15 protein-coding genes are annotated in these 17,762 nt (G+C 61.9%); 11 read left to right on the top strand and 4 right to left on the bottom strand.

Annotation, left to right across the window (positions count from 1 at the left end; all coding sequences use genetic code 11):
* Positions 1-146 precede the first annotated feature (146 nt).
* A complete protein-coding gene (locus VA602_RS16725) occupies positions 147-2,078 on the top strand; it encodes an ATP-binding cassette domain-containing protein (protein WP_054894454.1) in 1,932 nt (643 codons plus the stop codon).
* Between the two features lie 60 nt (positions 2,079-2,138).
* Here VA602_RS16725 and VA602_RS16730 read toward each other — a convergent pair whose 3' ends face one another.
* A complete protein-coding gene (locus tag VA602_RS16730; protein ID WP_054894453.1) occupies positions 2,139-2,579 on the bottom strand; it encodes a universal stress protein in 441 nt (146 codons plus the stop codon).
* A 109-nt stretch (positions 2,580-2,688) separates the two neighbouring features.
* Between VA602_RS16730 and VA602_RS16735 the strand changes: the two genes are divergently transcribed.
* The 7 genes from VA602_RS16735 (at position 2,689) to VA602_RS16765 (ending at position 10,886) form a co-directional block, all read left to right on the top strand.
* Positions 2,689-3,126 (top strand): hypothetical protein, encoded by a 438-nt coding sequence (locus VA602_RS16735; RefSeq protein ID WP_063545637.1) that lies wholly within the window; start codon positions 2,689-2,691, stop codon positions 3,124-3,126.
* Between the two features lie 470 nt (positions 3,127-3,596).
* The gene (gene fadB, locus VA602_RS16740) at positions 3,597-5,744 is read left to right on the top strand and encodes a fatty acid oxidation complex subunit alpha FadB (RefSeq protein WP_323453738.1); all 2,148 of its coding nucleotides are present in this window, start codon (positions 3,597-3,599) and stop codon (positions 5,742-5,744) included.
* 30 nt (positions 5,745-5,774) lie between these two features.
* Positions 5,775-6,950, top strand: a complete 1,176-nt coding sequence (gene fadA, locus VA602_RS16745; protein WP_054894450.1) for an acetyl-CoA C-acyltransferase FadA — start codon at positions 5,775-5,777, stop codon at positions 6,948-6,950.
* Positions 6,951-7,028: 78 nt separating this feature from the next.
* The gene (locus VA602_RS16750) at positions 7,029-7,280 is read left to right on the top strand and encodes a DUF1653 domain-containing protein (protein ID WP_054894449.1); all 252 of its coding nucleotides are present in this window, start codon (positions 7,029-7,031) and stop codon (positions 7,278-7,280) included.
* Positions 7,281-7,380: 100 nt separating this feature from the next.
* Entirely contained in the window at positions 7,381-9,990 is a 2,610-nt protein-coding gene (gene topA / locus VA602_RS16755) for a type I DNA topoisomerase (protein WP_323453739.1), read from the top strand.
* A gap of 89 nt (positions 9,991-10,079) precedes the next feature.
* Positions 10,080-10,601 (top strand): DUF6586 family protein, encoded by a 522-nt coding sequence (locus tag VA602_RS16760; protein WP_323453740.1) that lies wholly within the window; start codon positions 10,080-10,082, stop codon positions 10,599-10,601.
* Between the two features lie 51 nt (positions 10,602-10,652).
* Positions 10,653-10,886, top strand: coding sequence for a hypothetical protein (locus VA602_RS16765; protein WP_323453741.1), 234 nt, complete (start codon positions 10,653-10,655; stop codon positions 10,884-10,886).
* Positions 10,887-10,937: 51 nt separating this feature from the next.
* Here VA602_RS16765 and sulA read toward each other — a convergent pair whose 3' ends face one another.
* Together sulA and lexA are read right to left on the bottom strand one after the other, a co-directional pair.
* Complete coding sequence (sulA, locus tag VA602_RS16770; RefSeq protein WP_054894446.1) at positions 10,938-11,414, bottom strand: SOS-induced cell division inhibitor SulA; 477 nt, start codon at positions 11,412-11,414, stop codon at positions 10,938-10,940.
* 13 nt (positions 11,415-11,427) lie between these two features.
* Positions 11,428-12,036, bottom strand: a complete 609-nt coding sequence (gene lexA, locus VA602_RS16775; RefSeq protein ID WP_054894445.1) for a transcriptional repressor LexA — start codon at positions 12,034-12,036, stop codon at positions 11,428-11,430.
* A 241-nt stretch (positions 12,037-12,277) separates the two neighbouring features.
* Between lexA and VA602_RS16780 the strand changes: the two genes are divergently transcribed.
* Genes VA602_RS16780 through nagZ form a run of 3 tightly spaced genes read left to right on the top strand, consistent with a single transcriptional unit; the run spans position 12,278 to position 14,565 of the window.
* Positions 12,278-12,991: a TetR/AcrR family transcriptional regulator gene (locus tag VA602_RS16780; RefSeq protein WP_323453742.1), complete on the top strand. Its 714-nt coding sequence runs from the start codon at positions 12,278-12,280 to the stop codon at positions 12,989-12,991.
* Between the two features lie 40 nt (positions 12,992-13,031).
* A complete protein-coding gene (locus tag VA602_RS16785) occupies positions 13,032-13,556 on the top strand; it encodes a L,D-transpeptidase (RefSeq protein ID WP_323453743.1) in 525 nt (174 codons plus the stop codon).
* A gap of 22 nt (positions 13,557-13,578) precedes the next feature.
* Positions 13,579-14,565 (top strand): beta-N-acetylhexosaminidase, encoded by a 987-nt coding sequence (nagZ, locus tag VA602_RS16790; protein WP_323453818.1) that lies wholly within the window; start codon positions 13,579-13,581, stop codon positions 14,563-14,565.
* Positions 14,566-14,629: 64 nt separating this feature from the next.
* Here the strand turns inward: nagZ and VA602_RS16795 are convergent, their stop codons facing one another.
* Positions 14,630-17,530, bottom strand: a complete 2,901-nt coding sequence (locus VA602_RS16795) for a DEAD/DEAH box helicase (RefSeq protein ID WP_407682515.1) — start codon at positions 17,528-17,530, stop codon at positions 14,630-14,632.
* Positions 17,531-17,762 lie beyond the last annotated feature (232 nt).

Raw genomic sequence — 17,762 nt, forward strand, 5'->3', positions numbered from 1 at the left:
TGGATGAAAGCACTGTGCTTGTATCGAATCGTTAACACCGACCACGCGTCGCCAAGCGCTCGCTGCCATCGCACCCGGAATGTCACGCAGGGGCGAAGTAGGCGTGAAAGTCAGGTAGAATGCGCGCCCGGTTTTTGGAGATGATCATGACCCTGCTCAAATTCAGCGATGTGTCCCTCGCGTTCGGCGCCATGCCGCTGCTGGACAAGGTGTCCTGGCAGATCGCCCGTGGCGAGCGGGTGTGCATTATCGGCCGGAACGGCACCGGCAAGTCGAGCATGTTGCGCCTGGTCAAGGGTGAGCAGAAACCCGACGAAGGGGAAATCTGGCGTGCGCCGGCACTGAAGATCGGTGAGCTTCCGCAGGAATTGCCGGTGGCCGACGATCGCAGCGTGTTCGATGTGGTCGCCGAGGGCCTCGACGGCGTCGGTGCGCTGCTCGCCGAATATCACCACCTGAGCCAGAACATCCAGAATGATGCCGACCTGGACAAGCTGATGCATGTCCAGCATGAGCTGGAAGCCCGGGACGGCTGGCGCCTGCAACAGGTCGTGGAGAGCACCCTGAGCCGCCTGCAACTGCCGGCCGACAAGACCCTCGCCGAGCTGTCCGGCGGCTGGCGCCGTCGCGTGCTGCTGGCCCAGGCGCTGGTGTCCGAGCCTGACCTGCTGCTGCTCGACGAACCGACCAACCACCTGGACATCGGTGCCATCGCCTGGCTCGAAGAGGCCCTGAGCGGCTTCAACGGCGCCGTGCTGTTCATCACTCACGACCGCTCGTTCCTGCAGAACCTGGCCACGCGGATCCTCGAGCTGGACCGCGGCGGGCTGATTGACTGGAACGGCGACTACGCCAGCTTCCTGGTGCACAAGGAGGCTGCGCTGGCCGCCGAGGAAACCGCCAATGCGCTGTTCGACAAGCGCCTGGCCCAGGAAGAGGTCTGGATCCGCCAGGGCATCAAGGCCCGGCGTACCCGTAATGAAGGCCGTGTGCGTGCCCTCAAGGCCCTGCGCGTGGAGCGCAGCGAGCGTCGCGAGCGCCAGGGCAGGGCGAACATCCAGATCGAGGTCGCCGACAAGTCCGGCAAGCAGGTGATGGTGCTGGAAAACGTCAGCTTCGCGCACCCTCAGGGGCCGAAGCTGGTCAAGGATTTCTCCATGGTCCTGCAGCGCCAGGACCGTATCGGCCTGCTCGGCGCCAACGGCACCGGCAAGACCACCTTGCTCAAGCTCATGCTGGGTGACCTGGAGCCGACCGCCGGCAAGGTCGATCGCGGCACCAAGCTGGAGGTGGCCTACTTCGACCAGATGCGTCACCAGCTCGACCTCGAGAAGACGGTGATCGACAACCTCGCCGAAGGTCGCGACTTCATCGAGATCGATGGTCAGAATCGCCACGTGCTGAGCTACCTCGGTGACTTCCTGTTCAGCCCCCAGCGTGCACGCACGCCGGTCAAGGCGCTGTCTGGTGGTGAACGTGCGCGTCTGTTGCTGGCCAAGCTGTTCAGCAAACCGGCCAACTTGCTGGTGCTGGACGAGCCGACCAACGACCTGGACGTCGAGACCCTCGAGCTGCTCGAGGAAGTGCTGTCCAACTTCAAGGGCACGGTACTGATGGTCAGCCACGACCGGGCCTTCCTCGACAACGTGGTCACCAGCACCCTGGTGTTCGAGGGTGAGGGCAAGGTGCGTGAGTACGTGGGTGGCTATGAAGACTGGATCCGCCAGGGGGGCTCGCCGAAGCTGCTGGGCGTGACCGAGAGCAAGGGCGGCAAGTCCGAGCTCAACAGTGCGGTGGTCGAGAAGGTTGCGGTCGAGGTCGCCCCGGAGCCCGTGGCGCCTGTGGTGGCCGACAGTAGCAAGAAAAAGCTGAGCTACAAACTGCAGCGTGAGCTGGAGATGCTGCCTGGGCAGATCGATGCGCTGGAGCAGAAGATGGCGGTGCTGCAGGAAGAGGTGAACGCGCCTGGCTTCTATCAGCGGCCGATTGGCGAAACGTCGGACGTGCTGGCCAAGCTCGAGAAGCTGCAGGCTGAGCTAGATGTGCTGGTCGAGCGGTGGGCCGAGCTGGAAGGTTGAGTCTATCGAGCCGGCCCTATCGCGGGACAAGTCCCAGCGATAGGGCCGGCTCGGGCTATATCATTCTTTCTTCTGCAAGCGCACCGCCAGTACATCGCACGGTGCCCCATGCAGCACGTCATTGGCCGTAGAACCCAGTAGCAGCGCCAGACCATGGCGGCCATGGCTGCCGACCACGATCAGGTCGCACTTCTGATCCTTGGCCAGTTGGTGTATTTCCTGGCGCGGCTGGCCGTAGGTCAGGTGCGAATCGCCGCGCTGGATGTCTGGATATTTGTTGAACAGGCGATCCATGCGTTCCTTGGCCTGGTCGAACTGCTGTTGCTGCAGTTGCGACAGGTCCATCGGCACGTCGCCACCAAATGCCATGGCCATCGGCTCGACGATATGCACCAGGGAAACCTTGGCTCCGGTGGGTTCGGCGAGCTTCATGGCACGCTTGATCACCGGGTCGCATTCCTCGGTCAGGTCGACGGCAACCAGAAGATGTTCGTAGGACATGAGCGGCACTCCTGACAATCGCAATAATGAAAGTATGGTCGCTTTCTGGCAGGTCTTGCGTGAAAAAGACTAACCCGCTCATTTGCAACGCTTTATGGGAACTACAGATATGACGGTATGGCTGGTGGTGTCAATCCTTGCGCTGATTCTCAGCCCGTTGGCCTGGTTGCGACCGTCGCGCAAGCAGAGCGAACAGATGAGCCTGCGCCTGGAGGGGCGACGCATGGGCCTGGCCATGCAACTGGCGCCTCAGCAGTGGCCGCACTGGCTGCAAAGCGAGCCACCAAGCCCATGTCCGCAGTATCACCGAGGGCGGCGCAAAGGGCGTGAGGATAGCTGGTGCTATTGGCAGGTCAGCCCGGGAGTGTGGTGGAACAAATGGCGTGAACCCTGCGAGGAGCCGCGTCTGGCGGAGTGTTTTGCGCGGTTGCCGGCCAATGTCTACAAGGTGGAGGCCGATACGCGCATGATCGCCTTGTACTGGAGCGAGCGCGGCGAAAAATCTGTATTGCAGGATATTGCCCACACACTCGAAACCCTCGCCTGAGGCATGCGCAAAAAAAAGTGGGAGCAGGGCAACCCTGATCCCACAGTGGTGAAGCTGGCCAGGCAGGCCGGGAAAACATTCGATTCGAGGGCAGTGTAGACCCTTGTCTCGAATGTGCGCATGAAAAATCAGCAGGCTGGCAGCGCAACTAACCCCACCAGCCATTGGCCGATCGTCGACATGAATGATCGACAATCACAGTCATCATGTTTTATCCCCTGGTGTTACAAAATGACTGGAAAGTCGCGTTTTCCGGGTGCTTTCGAGCATTTGACAACGCCGACCTTTTCGGAGAATGTGTGCGTACCCAAATCAAACGGGCGTATGAATTGAGCGTTTGTATGTTCACATCGCTCGTACAGAATCCCGACTAGCGCGCTGACGGGTGTGCCTGGGGGAGGGCTTGAAGATGGCCTTCCTGTCAGTGATCGGCGTGTACAGTTCAGCTTCCATATCGTGGAGATCAGTTGATGATTTACGAAGGTAAAGCCATCACGGTTAAGGCTCTTGAAAGCGGCATCGTCGAACTGAAGTTCGACCTCAAGGGTGAGTCCGTCAACAAATTCAACCGCCTTACCCTGAACGAGCTGCGTCAGGCCGTGGATACCATCAAGGCCGACGCTTCCATCAAGGGTGTGATCGTCAGCAGCGGCAAGGACGTGTTCATCGTCGGTGCCGACATCACCGAATTCGTCGACAATTTCAAGCTGCCCGAGGCCGAGCTGGTGGCCGGCAACCTGGAAGCCAACCGTATCTTCAGCGACTTCGAAGACCTCGCGGTGCCGACCGTCGTGGCCATCAACGGCATCGCCCTGGGCGGCGGCCTGGAGATGTGCCTGGCGGCGGATTACCGCGTCATGTCCAGCAGCGCCAAGATCGGCCTGCCGGAAGTCAAGCTGGGCATCTACCCAGGCTTTGGCGGCACCGTTCGCCTGCCGCGTCTGATCGGCTCGGACAATGCCATCGAATGGATCGCCTCGGGCAAGGAAAACCGCGCTGAAGACGCCCTGAAAGTGGGTGCCGTCGATGCCGTGGTCGCGCCTGAACTGCTGCAGGCCGGTGCTCTGGACCTGATCAAGCGCGCCATCAGCGGTGAGCTGGACTACAAGGCCAAGCGTCAGCCCAAGCTCGAGAAACTCAAGCTCAACGCCATCGAGCAGATGATGGCCTTCGAAACCGCCAAGGGTTTTGTCGCCGGTCAAGCCGGCCCGAACTACCCGGCCCCGGTCGAAGCCATCAAGACCATCCAGAAGGCTGCCAACTTTGGCCGTGACAAGGCCTTGGAAGTCGAAGCTGCCGGTTTTGCCAAGTTGGCCAAAACCTCGGTCGCCGAGAGCCTGGTCGGCCTGTTCCTGAACGATCAGGAACTCAAGCGCAAAGCCAAGGCCCACGACGAGATCGCTCGTGACGTGAAGCAGGCCGCCGTACTCGGCGCCGGCATCATGGGCGGCGGTATTGCCTACCAGTCGGCGGTCAAGGGCACGCCGATCCTGATGAAGGATATTCGCGAGGAAGCTATCCAGCTGGGCCTTAACGAAGCGTCCAAGCTGCTTGGCAAGCGCGTCGAGAAAGGCCGCCTGACCCCGGCGAAGATGGCCGAAGCTCTGAATGCCATTCGCCCGACCTTGTCGTATGGCGATTTCGCCAACGTCGACATCGTCGTCGAGGCTGTGGTCGAGAACCCGAAGGTCAAGCAGGCGGTGCTGGCCGAGGTGGAAGGGCAGGTCAAGGAAGACGCGATTCTGGCGTCGAACACCTCGACCATTTCGATCAACTTGCTGGCCAAGGCGCTCAAGCGTCCGGAAAACTTCGTTGGCATGCACTTCTTCAACCCGGTGCACATGATGCCGCTGGTCGAAGTCATTCGTGGCGAGAAGTCCAGTGAAGTGGCTGTCGCCACCACCGTGGCCTACGCCAAGAAAATGGGCAAGAATCCGATCGTGGTCAACGACTGCCCGGGCTTCCTGGTCAACCGCGTACTGTTCCCGTATTTCGGTGGCTTCGCCAAGCTGGTCAGCGCAGGCGTCGATTTCGTGCGTATCGACAAGGTCATGGAAAAGTTCGGCTGGCCGATGGGTCCGGCCTACTTGATGGACGTGGTCGGCATCGACACCGGCCACCATGGTCGTGACGTGATGGCAGAGGGCTTCCCGGACCGCATGAAGGACGACCGCCGCTCCGCCGTCGACGCCCTGTACGAAGCCAATCGCCTGGGTCAGAAGAACGGCAAGGGCTTCTATGCCTACGAGACCGACAAGCGCGGCAAGCCGAAGAAAGTCGCCGATGCGTCCGTGCTGGACGTGCTCAAGCCGGTGATCTTCGATCAGCGTGAAGTCAGTGACGAGGACATCATCAACTGGATGATGGTGCCGCTGTGCCTGGAGACCGTGCGTTGCCTGGAAGACGGCATCGTCGAAACTGCAGCCGAGGCGGACATGGGCCTGGTCTACGGCATCGGTTTCCCTCCCTTCCGCGGTGGTGCGCTGCGCTACATCGATTCGATCGGTGTCGCCGAGTTCGTTGCCCTGGCCGACAAGTACGCCGATCTGGGTCCGCTGTACCACCCGACTGCGAAGCTGCGTGAGATGGCCAAGAACGGCCAGCGCTTCTTCAACTGAACGGCCACGAGCTAGAGCGAGATTATTGATATGAGCCTGAATCCAAGAGACGTGGTGATTGTCGACTTCGGTCGCACGCCGATGGGCCGTTCCAAGGGTGGCATGCACCGCAACACCCGTGCCGAGGACATGTCGGCGCACCTGATCAGCAAGCTGCTGGAGCGCAACGACAAGGTCGATCCGAAAGAGGTCGAGGATGTGATCTGGGGCTGCGTCAACCAGACCCTGGAGCAGGGGTGGAACATCGCGCGCATGGCGTCGCTGATGACCCCGATCCCGCACACTTCCGCTGCGCAGACCGTCAGCCGCCTTTGCGGCTCGTCGATGAGTGCGCTGCACACCGCTGCCCAGGCGATCATGACCGGCAACGGCGATGTATTCGTGATCGGTGGTGTCGAGCATATGGGGCACGTCAGCATGATGCACGGCGTCGACCCGAACCCGCACCTGTCCTTGCACGCTGCCAAGGCTTCCGGGATGATGGGCCTGACTGCGGAGATGCTCGGCAAGATGCACGGCATCACCCGTGAGCAGCAGGACCTGTTCGGCCTGCGTTCGCACCAGTTGGCCCACAAGGCCACGGTCGAGGGCAAGTTCAAGGATGAGATCATCCCGATGCAGGGCTACGACGAGAACGGCTTCCTCAAGGTCTTTGACTACGACGAAACCATTCGCCCCGAGACCACCCTCGAGGGCCTCGCTGCGCTCAAGCCGGCGTTCAACCCCAAGGGTGGCACTGTCACCGCTGGCACCTCGTCGCAGATCACCGACGGTGCCTCGTGCATGATCGTCATGTCCGGCCAGCGTGCCATGGACCTCGGCATCCAGCCATTGGCCGTGATTCGTTCGATGGCAGTAGCCGGTGTGGATCCGGCGATCATGGGTTATGGGCCGGTGCCTTCGACTCAGAAAGCCCTCAAGCGCGCGGGTCTGACCATCGCCGACATCGATTTCTTCGAGCTCAACGAAGCCTTCGCCGCACAGGCCCTGCCAGTGCTGAAGGATCTGAAAGTGCTCGACAAGATGGATGAGAAGGTTAACCTGCACGGCGGCGCCATCGCCCTGGGTCACCCATTCGGTTGCTCCGGTGCGCGGATTTCCGGCACCCTGCTCAACGTCATGAAGCAGAATGGCGGTACGCTGGGTGTTGCGACCATGTGTGTCGGCCTGGGTCAGGGGATCACCACTGTCTTCGAACGCGTCTGATCGCTTCGCAGGACAGCAGCCGGGGCCTTGTGCCCCGGTTTTTGTTTTTTACAGGATTTGTTCAAGAGGGTGAGCAGCATGCAGATACAACCAGGCGTATACCGGCATTACAAAGGGCCTGAGTACCGTGTCTTCAGCGTTGCGCGGCACTCGGAGAGCGAAGAGTGGATGGTGTTCTACCAATGCCTGTATGGTGACTATGGGTTTTGGGTGCGGCCACTTTCGATGTTCCAGGAGTCGGTCGAGGTTGACGGCGAGCAGGTGCCACGCTTTGCTTTGGTCAAGGCCGAAGAGGGGCTTGCGGCACTGGCCGGGAAGCCTCGCGAGTGAACGACCGCGCTTGACCTCACTCTTTTGCCACTATATATAGCGGTGCCGCGTCCGGCACCTGACGCGTTTTTCATCTTCAGATTCAGGAATACTCCGATCCATGGGCAAATCGCTGGTCATTGTGGAATCCCCGGCCAAGGCCAAGACCATCAACAAGTACCTGGGCAGCCAGTACGTGGTGAAGTCGAGTATCGGCCACATCCGAGACCTCCCCACCAGCGGTTCGGCCAGTACGGCCAAGGAACCGGCGGCCAAGCGCGGCAAGACCGCGAGTGAGGCTCCGGCGCTGACGCCGAAGGAGAAAGCTCGGCGCCAACTGGTGGCGCGCATGGGTGTCGACCCAGAGGCTGGCTGGAAGGCCAAGTACGAGATCCTTCCCGGCAAGGAGAAGGTGATCGACGAGTTGCGTCGCCTCGCCAAGGATGCCGACACCATCTATCTCGCAACCGACTTGGATCGCGAGGGGGAAGCCATTGCCTGGCACCTGCGCGAAGCCATCGGGGGAGACGACAGCCGCTACAAGCGCGTGGTGTTCAACGAAATCACCAAGAAGGCCATTCAGGAGGCGTTTTCGCAGCCTGGGGACCTGGATATCGCCCGGGTCAATGCCCAGCAGGCGCGGCGCTTCCTCGACCGCGTGGTGGGCTACATGGTTTCGCCGCTGCTGTGGTCTAAGATCGCCCGTGGCCTGTCCGCCGGCCGTGTGCAATCGGTGGCTGTGAAGCTGGTGGTCGAGCGTGAGCGCGAGATCCGTGCGTTCAATCCCGAGGAATACTGGGAGGTCCATGCTGACCTGGGTACGGCGAAGAACGCCAAGGTGCGCTTCGAAGTGGCGCGCGAGAACGGCGAAGCCTTCAAGCCGTTGAACGAAGCGCAGGCCATGGCGGCGCTGGAGGAGCTCAAGGCTTCCAGCTACAGCGTGATCAAGCGTGAAGATCGCCCGACCAGCAGCAAGCCATCGGCGCCCTTCATCACCTCGACCTTGCAGCAGGCGGCAAGTAACCGCCTGGGCTTCGGGGTGAAGAAGACCATGATGATGGCCCAGCGTCTGTATGAAGCCGGCTACATCACTTACATGCGTACCGACTCGACCAACCTGTCGACTGATGCCGTTGAAATGGCGCGCAGCTACATCGAAAGCGAGTTCGGCAAGCAGTACCTGCCGGCCGCTCCGGTCGTCTACGGCAGCAAGGAAGGCGCACAGGAGGCGCACGAAGCGATTCGTCCCTCCGACGTCAACACCCACCCGAGCAAGCTCAGTGGCATGGAGCGTGATGCCGAGCGCCTGTACGAGCTGATCTGGCGCCAGTTCCTGGCCTGCCAGATGCCACCGGCGCAGTACCTGTCCACGAGCGTCACCGTGGCGGCTGGCGACTTCGAGTTGCGTGCCAAGGGCCGTATTCTCAAGTTCGACGGCTACACCCGTGTGCTGCCACAACAGGCCAAGCCGGGCGAGGACGACGTGCTGCCGGAAATGGGGCAGGGCGAGACGCTCAAGTTGATCCAGCTCGACCCAAGCCAGCACTTCACCAAGCCGCCGGCGCGTTTCACCGAGGCGAGCCTGGTCAAGGAAATGGAAAAACGTGGTATTGGTCGTCCGTCGACCTATGCAGCCATCATTTCCACCATCCAGGACCGCGGCTATGTGACCCTGCACAACCGCCGCTTCTATTCCGAGAAGATGGGCGACATCGTGACCGAGCGCTTGTCCGAAAGCTTCTCCAACCTGATGGACTACGGCTTCACCGCCGGCATGGAAGAGAATCTCGACGATGTGGCCCAGGGCGAGCGTGACTGGAAAAACGTGCTCGACGAGTTCTACGGTGATTTCAGCAAGAAGCTGCAGACAGCAGAGTCCAGCGAAAACGGCATGCGAGCCAATCAGCCGACCTTGACCAACATTGCCTGCAAGGAATGCGGTCGGCCGATGATGATCCGCACCGCCTCGACCGGGGTGTTCCTGGGCTGCTCGGGTTACAGCCTGCCGCCCAAGGAGCGCTGCAAGGCCACCGTCAATCTGGTGCCGGGTGACGAGATCGCAGCTGACGACGAGGGTGAATCCGAGTCGCTGGTGCTGCGTGGCAAGCACCGCTGCCCGATCTGCTCGACGGCGATGGACGCCTACCTGCTCGACGAGAAGCACAAGCTGCATATCTGTGGTAATAACCCGGATTGCCCTGGCTACGAGATCGAAGAGGGTAGCTACCGCATCAAGGGCTACGAGGGGCCGAGCCTGGAATGCGACAAGTGCGGCAGCGAGATGCAGCTCAAGACTGGCCGTTTCGGCAAGTTCTTCGGTTGCACCAACCCGGCGTGCAAGAACACCCGCAAGTTGCTCAAGAGCGGCGAGGCTGCGCCACCGAAGATGGACAAGGTGGACATGCCGGAGCTCAAGTGCGAGAAGGTCGACGACACCTACGTGCTGCGTGACGGCGCTTCGGGGTTGTTCCTGGCGGCCAGCCAGTTCCCGAAAAATCGCGAGACCCGTGCGCCGCTGGTGCTGGAAATCATCCCGCACAAGCATGAGATCGATCCGAAGTATCACTTCCTCTGCGACGCACCGCAGAAGGATCCGGACGGTCGTCCGGCGGTGATTCGCTACAGCCGCAAGACCAAGGAGCAGTACGTGCAATCCGAGGTCGATGGCAAGCCGACAGGCTGGAAGGCGTTCTACGACGGCAAGGCGTGGAAGGTCGAAGACAAGCGCTGATTCGTCGGTGTTGCAATTGGGGCCGCTTTGCGGCCCCAATCATTTATGATGCAGCTATTCGCCTTGCTGCCCATGGGAGGTCATCCGAAATGGCCCAGGAACTCTATACCCGCACCAACCAGAAACTGTTCTTTGCAGGCCTGGCTCTTGAGTCCATGGCCAAGGCCGAGCAGAGCCAGGCCATGAATGCCCAGGGCCTGATCCAGGCTGAGCGTGAGGCGGCGGTGTTTCATTTGTATGGGGCGTTGCTCGGGCTGTGCCATGAAATTGCCGGCTTCTATCGTCTGCCGCAGGCGAACGCCGCGCGTGCAGAGCTGTTGCTTGACGATGAAACCCTGAAGACCGTCGCCATTCCGGAATTGGCCGAGATGCTTGAACTGGCACGCCAGCCGCAGACCTGGCTGGCGCAGTTGATCAAGTCTTATGCCGATTTGTTCCAACCACCGGTCGCGAAGAAAGTCGCCAAGACAGATGTCACCCAGCCGTTGATCCAGGCTGTCAATCTCGATGAAGTCGAGGATGTCGTGCTGTCTCGGGCGGAGTTGGAGCGCTGGCGGCAGGACCTAAAAGGGCTTGTAAGACGTTTCCGAGAAGCGTTGAGTGAGTGCTGACAGTCGGCGCGGCTGGTACACTACTCGCCTTTCGTGAACAGCAGGCCCTTTATGTCAACGTCCTTTCTAGAAATTGTCGAATTGCCTGATGGCCGGATCGAACTGCGCCGTGCCGAGGACGAGGGTTCGCTGGTTACCCTGGATTTCTCCGAAGATGCCAAGGCATTTCTTCAGGGGCAGCATGTAGAAGTGGCCAAAGCCATGCTCAGCGTTGGTGTGCAGATGGCAGGTAAGCTGGTCGAAGGTGACTTCGAGCGAGATGAAAGGCCGCGGGTTTTGCACTGAACACGCCAGTTGGGCCATTCACTGCAGTACGTCACAGGCAAAGCCTGGACATCAGCCGAGGCGGATGTTCAGGCTTTGTGCGTTTCCGCAGGTGGCGGCACGAACGAGCTGCTGGCGGATGCTGGCATTGACGTTGCCGAACCAGCTGACCACCGTGTGGCTATGACCCAGGCGTAGCGCTTCGCAGGCCAGTTGCAGGGCGCTCTGGTTGCTTCCGGGTTGCAGCAGCAGGATGCGTTCGCGATTCAGGCCGGCGTCACGCAGCCAGGTTTGTGTGAGGCTCGCCGGCGGCGCGATCAGTGTCAGCCAGCGTGCGTCATCTTCTTCGCTCAGCTCGCGCAGGATAGGGGCCAACAGGCTCTGGCAGTGCCCTGGCGCGCCGCGCAGGGACAGTTCACTGAACAGTTCTGGTTGGCCGGGCTTGCGCGATTGCTCGCGACTTTTCAGGCCTGGCAGTACCGGCTGTGCGAGAAAGGCTTCGAACAATGGCAATTGTGCGGGCTGCGATAAATGGGCGGACTGCTGCATGACGCCTCCTGGATCAGCGGCGAATGACGCCGACGCTCAAGCCCTCGATCACCAGTTCCTGATCTTTCAGGTCGACTTCGATGGGGGCGAATTCGGGGTTTTCGGCAATCAGCCAGACCTTGCTGCCCTCGCGCTTGAAGCGCTTGACGGTCACTTCGTCACCGATGCGGGCGACCACGATCTGGCCATTGCGGGCTTCGCGGCAGGTGTGCACGGCGAGCAGGTCGCCGTCGACGATGCCGATATCCTTCATGCTCATGCCGTGAACGCGCAACAGGTAGTCGGCGCGAGGATGGAAGAAGGCTGGATTGATATTGCAGGATTCCTCGATGTGCTGCTCGGCGAGTATCGGGGCACCTGCTGCAACACGGCCGATGATCGGCAGGCCGCTGTCGTCAGGCTTGGCTTCGAGACCCGGGATGCGAATGCCGCGGGAGGCGCCTGGCGTCATCTCGATGGCGCCCTTGCGCGCCAAGGCCTTGAGGTGCTCTTCGGCGGCATTGGGCGATTTGAACCCTAGCTCTTGTGCGATTTCTGCGCGGGTAGGCGGGAAGCCGTTGTCTTCAAGGCAACGTTTGATGAAGGCCAGGATCTCGGCTTGGCGTGGCGTCAGTTTCAGCATGGCGAGTGGCTCTGTCTTTTTATACAGTGACTGGGATTATATACAGTACAAGGCCTGCTGCAAGCACCACGCTTGAAGAAAATCGCCTCGGTCTTCCGAGCGTCGTGCCCAGCCCTTGATATTTGTGGCTTGCAGCTTGAGCCCCAGCGCTTTAAAAAGGGCGACCGTCGGGTCACCGAACCTTGACATGCGCGTGCTTGAAACGTATGTTTCAAACAACTGTTTGTCAGGCGGATAAGTCATGGCCCAATCGGAAACCGTTGAACGCATTCTCGATGCTGCCGAGCAGCTGTTCGCGGAAAGAGGTTTCGCGGAAACTTCGTTGCGTTTGATCACCAGCAAGGCCGGGGTCAACCTGGCGGCGGTGAACTACCATTTCGGCTCCAAAAAGGCGCTTATCCAGGCGGTCTTCTCGCGCTTCCTCGGTCCGTTCTGTGCCAGCCTGGAGCGTGAGCTCGAACGCCGTCAGGCGCGCCCCGAGCAGAAGCCGACGCTCGAAGAACTGCTGGAGATGCTGGTGGAGCAGGCCTTGGTCGTGCAGCCGCGCAGCAACAACGACCTGTCGATCTTCATGCGCCTGCTGGGCTTGGCATTCAGTCAGAGTCAGGGCCACCTGCGCCGTTATCTTGAAGACATGTACGGCAAGGTGTTCCGGCGCTACATGCTGTTGGTCAACGAAGCGGCACCGCGTATTCCCCCCATCGAGCTGTTCTGGCGCGTGCATTTCATGCTGGGTGCCGCGGCGTTCAGCATGTCCGGTATCAAGGCGCTGCGCGCCATCGCTGAAACCGATTTCGGCATCAACACTTCGATCGAGCAGGTCATGCGTCTGATGGTGCCGGTCCTCGCCGCCGGCATGCGTGCCGATAGCGGGGTAACCGACGAGGCCATGGCGGCCGCGCAACTGCGGCCACGCAGCAAGAGCGCAGTCACCGGCGCGCCAGCCAAGGCTTGAACACTGGGCGGGGCAGGGCGCTTCGGCTAAGCTAGCGCCCATGCCCGACCTCGATTTCCTGCACATCTCTCTCGCTGACCAACGCCTTTACGGATTTTCCCGGGGGACGTTGTGCGTGCGCCTGGATGTTTCCACCGCGCGTCTGGGGGCAGGTGAACTCAAGGGTTCTGGCTGTACGCCGCGTGGCCTGCATCAGGTCAGGGTGAAGATCGGCGCTGGATTGCCGCAAGGGGCTGTGTTCAGCAGCCGACGCTGGACCGGTGAAGTCTGGTCGCCCGCCTTGCACGCGCAATCTCCAGGCCGTGACTGGATCCTCACCCGCATCCTCTGGCTCAGTGGCTGTGAACCAGGCGTCAACCGCCTGGGACGGGTCGATACCTTTCGTCGCTACATTTATCTGCACGGCACGCCGGACAGCGAACCGCTGGGCGTGCCGTTGTCCCATGGCTGCGTGCGCCTGCGCAACCGCGAGCTGTTGGACCTGTTCGAGCGCGTGCCGGTCCATTGCCCGGTGCGCATAAGCGAGGCTGCCTGCCCGCAATGGGCCTCTCTGGATATTCAATGAAGGACACCCTATGACTGCCAGCCTGCAAGGCTCCCTGATGGTGGATATCGCCGGTCAATGGTTGACCGCCGAGGATCGTCACCTCCTGCGCCAGCCCGAAGTGGCCGGTCTGATCATCTTTGCCCGTAACATCGACAGCCCACGCCAGGTGCGCGAGCTGTGCGCCTCGATCCGTGCTATTCGTCCTGACCTGATCCTGGCGGTCGATCAGGAAGGTGGTCGGGTCCAGCGTCTGCGTCAGGGCTTCGTGCGTTTGCCGGCCATGCGTGCCATTGCCGACAATGCCAACGCCGATTACCTGGCCGAACAATGCGGTTGGCTGATGGCCACCGAAGTTCTGGCGGTCGGCCTGGACCTGAGTTTCGCACCGGTACTGGACCTTGATCACCAGCGCAGCGCGGTCGTTGGCAGCCGTGCCTTCGAAGGGGATCCGCAGCGTGCCACGCAACTGGCCGGTTCCTTCATTCGTGGCATGAACGCCGCTGGCATGGCGGCTTGCGGCAAGCACTTCCCTGGGCATGGCTGGGCGGAAGCCGATTCGCACGTGGCGATCCCCACCGATGAGCGCAGCCTGGAGCAGCTACGCCAGGCTGATCTGGTACCGTTCACTCGTCTCAGCGGCCAACTGGCAGCAGTGATGCCGGCGCATGTGATCTATCCGCAGGTCGACAACCAGCCGGCCGGCTTCTCGCGGCGCTGGCTGCAGGACATCCTGCGCGGCGAGCTGGGCTTTGAGGGGGTGATCTTCAGTGACGACTTGTCCATGGCTGGCGCGCATGTGGTGGGCGATGCCGCCAGTCGCATCGAGGCAGCGCTGAGTGCCGGTTGCGACATGGGGCTGGTGTGCAATGACCGAGCTGCGGCGGAACTCGCGCTGAGTGCGGCGCAGCGCTTGAAGGTGCGGCCGTCGCCGCGCATCGCCGGAATGCGTGGGCAAGGCTTCGCACGCACCGACTATCGCCAGCAGCCGCGCTGGCTTGAGGCGCTGGGGGCGTTGAAGGACGCGTAGCTGGTGGATTGACCGTGGTGTTCCCTTCGCGGGCAAGTCGGGACGCGAAGGGGACGCCCCGGATTCAGCGCCCTCGCTTGCCCGGCAGCGGGGCGAACAGTGCCTCGATTTCTTCATCCCCCAGCCGCCACTGACCGGCCTGCCCGCCATCGAGCAGACCGGCCGCCAAGGCGGCTTTCTCTTGCTGCAACTGCTGGATCTTTTCTTCCACCGTGCCGCGGGTGATCAGCTTGTAGACGAACACCGGCTTGTCCTGGCCGATACGGTACGCGCGGTCGGTGGCCTGGTTCTCGCTGGCCGGGTTCCACCAGGGGTCGTAGTGAATCACCGTATCGGCAGCGGTCAGGTTCAGGCCTGTACCACCGGCCTTGAGGCTGATCAGGAACACTTCGCTGTCGCCGTTCTGGAACTGTTGAACCGGCGCACGGCGATCGCGGGTGTCGCCGGTCAGCAGGCTGTAGCGAATGTCGCGCTTTTCCAGTTCCTGCTCGATCAGTGCGAGCATCGAAGTGAACTGGGAGAACAGCAGCACTCGGCGACCTTCGCTGAGCAATTCCTCGAGCATTTCCATCAAGCTGCCCAGCTTGCCCTTGTCGGCTTGATTGCCCTTGGCTTCCACACCCTTGACCAGACGCAGGTCACAGCACACCTGGCGCAGCTTGAGCAAGGCATCGAGGATGACGATCTGGCTGCGTGAGGCGCCATTGCGGGCGATTTCATCGCGCACCTTCTTGTCCATGGCCACGCGCACCGTTTCGTAGGTGTCGCGCTGTGCATCGCTGAGGTCCACCCAGTGAACCATCTCGCTCTTGGCCGGCAGCTCTCGGGCCACCTGCTCCTTGCTGCGGCGCAGCAGGAAAGGGCGTACGCGGCTGGCCAGGTGGGCCAGACGCTCGCGGTCGCCATGACGTTCGATGGGGGTGCGGTAATCCTGGTTGAAGCGTTTCTGATCGCCCAGCCAGCCGGGCATCAGGAAGTGGAAGATCGACCACAGTTCACCCAGGTTGTTCTCCATGGGTGTGCCGGTCAGGCAAAGGCGCTGGTTGGCCTGCAGCTCCCGGGCGGCCTGGGCGGCCTTGCTGGTGCTGCTCTTGATGTTCTGTGCTTCGTCCAGCACCAGCACGTGCCAGGGTTGGGCCTGCAACGGCTCGAGGTCGCGTGGCAGCAGGGCGTATGTGGTCAGGATCAGGTCGTATTCGTGCAGTGCGCCAAAGAACCGGGTGCGGCCGGGGCCGTGCAGGGCCAGGACACGCAGGTCGGGTGCGAAGCGCTGGGCTTCGTCCAGCCAGTTGGGCACAAGGCTGGTGGGCATCACTGCCAGGGCTGGATGGTTCAGGCGCCCGGCTTCTTTTTCCAGTAGCAGATGGGCAAGGGTCTGCAGGGTCTTGCCCAGACCCATGTCGTCGCCGAGGATGCCACCGGTGCCCATCTCGCGCAGGGCTTGCAGCCAGTTCAGGCCTTGCTGCTGATAGGGGCGCAAGGTCGCGGCCAGCCCCTTGGGTGGCTCGACTTCCAAGTCACGCGCATCGCGCAGGCGTCGGCCGAGATCGCGCAGTTGTTCGCCACCTTCCCATTGCAGGGGCAGGTGCTCGATATCGTTCAGGCGTGCCGCATCGGCGCGCTCCATGCGCAACGTCGGCCCGCTGGCATCCTCGTGCAGATACAGCTCGCCGAGGGTGCCCATCACTGCCTTGATCCGGCCGTAGGGCAGGGCGACCCGCATGGCCGGGCTGTCCAGGCGACCGCGGTTGAGGTCGATCAACAGGTGTTCATCGTCGCCGCGCCGCGCAAGTTCGCTGGGGCGCAGCAGTTCGGGGCTGCTGCGCAACAACTGCAGGACGATCGGCAGCAGGCTGTGGCGCTGGCCGTCGACGACGATGCCCAGTTCCAGATCGAACCATTCGTGGCCGGGGGCTTCCTGAATGTTGGCGTACCAGTCTTCCACGTCGTGAAGGTTGAAGGCGAAGTCACGGTGGACGTCCACCTTCCAACCTGCCTCGCGCAGTCGCAGCAGGTCTTCGCGGGCGAAGCGCAGCCAGGTCTCGTCGTCGGGCAGTTGGAACATTTCGCCGGCGCTGTCGGGCAGGGCCTTGCTCTGACGTGTGGCAGGCTTGAAACCGAGCTTGTGCAGGGTGTCGCGCAGGCGCTTTTCATGCTGTGGCTGGCGGCGAATATGCTGGCTGGTACTGCCCACCAGGCGGCTCAGCGGCTTGTCGTCGGGGCCGCTGGCGCGCAGCCCGTCGTAGTCGAACGACAGCGCCGCGCGATGCTGCATCTGGCGCTGCATGCGTCCGGTCTTGGGCGTGTAGGCGCTGAATTCCAGGCTGCCAAGGGTGAGGTGGGGTGTGGGCTTGATGTTGTCGAGCAGTTCCTGCTTGACCGTTGTCGGGGTCGGCAGTTGGTGGTTCAGGGCGTTGAGCTTGTGGCTGAGTGGCACGATCAGGTGTTCCGGTACATCGGGTGCGAGCGAGAGCTGGATGGCGGTGTGCGGGTCGAGACTGTGGGCGACGGTACCGACTTCACTGGTCATGACGTCGAAGTAAAACAACGGCACCAGCGGCAGGACGCAAAGCAGCGGTTTGTCGGCGCTGTACCACATGCCGCGGTATTCGCCGCTGTCCAGGCGCACCCAGCGAAATTCCGCCTGGCGCTCCTGGCCACGGCGCAGCAGCGGCAATTCTTCCATGAACATCAGGCGTCCGGTTTCCAGCACCCGTTGCAGTAGCTCGCCGCCTTCCTGGCCTTTTAGCACGTAGCCGCGCTCCTGGCCGTAGGGGGCGTTCTGTGCGGACAACTGGCGCAGGATGCGCAGGTCTTCTTCCTTGACGAACTTGGGCGGCTCGTAGAGCAGTTCATACAGCGATTGCACACGGCTGTAGCGTATGTCGCCATCGGTGCGAGTGCCCTTGCGCACGCGCAGGGCGCAGCCCTGATCGCCCAGCAGCATGAGCTGATAGCAGACCATGCGTCCGCGCTTGTCTTCGTCAGGCTGGCGTGGGGTGGCGCGTTGTTCAAGGCCCTGCAGCCAGTGTTGCAGGTGGTGCGGCAGTTGATCGCTGGCCGCCGGTTGTGCCGCATGGTGGTGGGCTAGCGTGTAGAGCACGGCGGCGCAGTGCTTGCAGTTCTCGCCGACCGGGCAGGTGCACTGGCCGCGAACATGGCAGTGTCCGGCGGGGGTGAAGGTGATAGTGATCCGC

Origin of the sequence: Pseudomonas machongensis (genome assembly GCF_034961125.1) — a bacterium.
GTDB classification, from domain to species: domain Bacteria; phylum Pseudomonadota; class Gammaproteobacteria; order Pseudomonadales; family Pseudomonadaceae; genus Aquipseudomonas; species Aquipseudomonas machongensis.

Coding starts and splice junctions, on each gene's coding strand:
- lexA (WP_054894445.1), bottom strand. CDS start 12,036: ATGCTGAAACTGACGCCACGCCAAGCCGAGATCCTGGCCTTCATCAAA.
- VA602_RS16730 (WP_054894453.1), bottom strand. CDS start 2,579: ATGTCCTACGAACATCTTCTGGTTGCCGTCGACCTGACCGAGGAATGC.
- sulA (WP_054894446.1), bottom strand. CDS start 11,414: ATGCAGCAGTCCGCCCATTTATCGCAGCCCGCACAATTGCCATTGTTC.
- VA602_RS16725 (WP_054894454.1), top strand. CDS start 147: ATGACCCTGCTCAAATTCAGCGATGTGTCCCTCGCGTTCGGCGCCATG.
- VA602_RS16780 (WP_323453742.1), top strand. CDS start 12,278: ATGGCCCAATCGGAAACCGTTGAACGCATTCTCGATGCTGCCGAGCAG.
- VA602_RS16735 (WP_063545637.1), top strand. CDS start 2,689: ATGACGGTATGGCTGGTGGTGTCAATCCTTGCGCTGATTCTCAGCCCG.
- VA602_RS16785 (WP_323453743.1), top strand. CDS start 13,032: ATGCCCGACCTCGATTTCCTGCACATCTCTCTCGCTGACCAACGCCTT.
- VA602_RS16760 (WP_323453740.1), top strand. CDS start 10,080: ATGGCCCAGGAACTCTATACCCGCACCAACCAGAAACTGTTCTTTGCA.
- VA602_RS16795 (WP_407682515.1), bottom strand. CDS start 17,530: ATGGTCTGCTATCAGCTCATGCTGCTGGGCGATCAGGGCTGCGCCCTG.
- topA (WP_323453739.1), top strand. CDS start 7,381: ATGGGCAAATCGCTGGTCATTGTGGAATCCCCGGCCAAGGCCAAGACC.
- VA602_RS16750 (WP_054894449.1), top strand. CDS start 7,029: ATGCAGATACAACCAGGCGTATACCGGCATTACAAAGGGCCTGAGTAC.
- fadB (WP_323453738.1), top strand. CDS start 3,597: ATGATTTACGAAGGTAAAGCCATCACGGTTAAGGCTCTTGAAAGCGGC.
- fadA (WP_054894450.1), top strand. CDS start 5,775: ATGAGCCTGAATCCAAGAGACGTGGTGATTGTCGACTTCGGTCGCACG.
- VA602_RS16765 (WP_323453741.1), top strand. CDS start 10,653: ATGTCAACGTCCTTTCTAGAAATTGTCGAATTGCCTGATGGCCGGATC.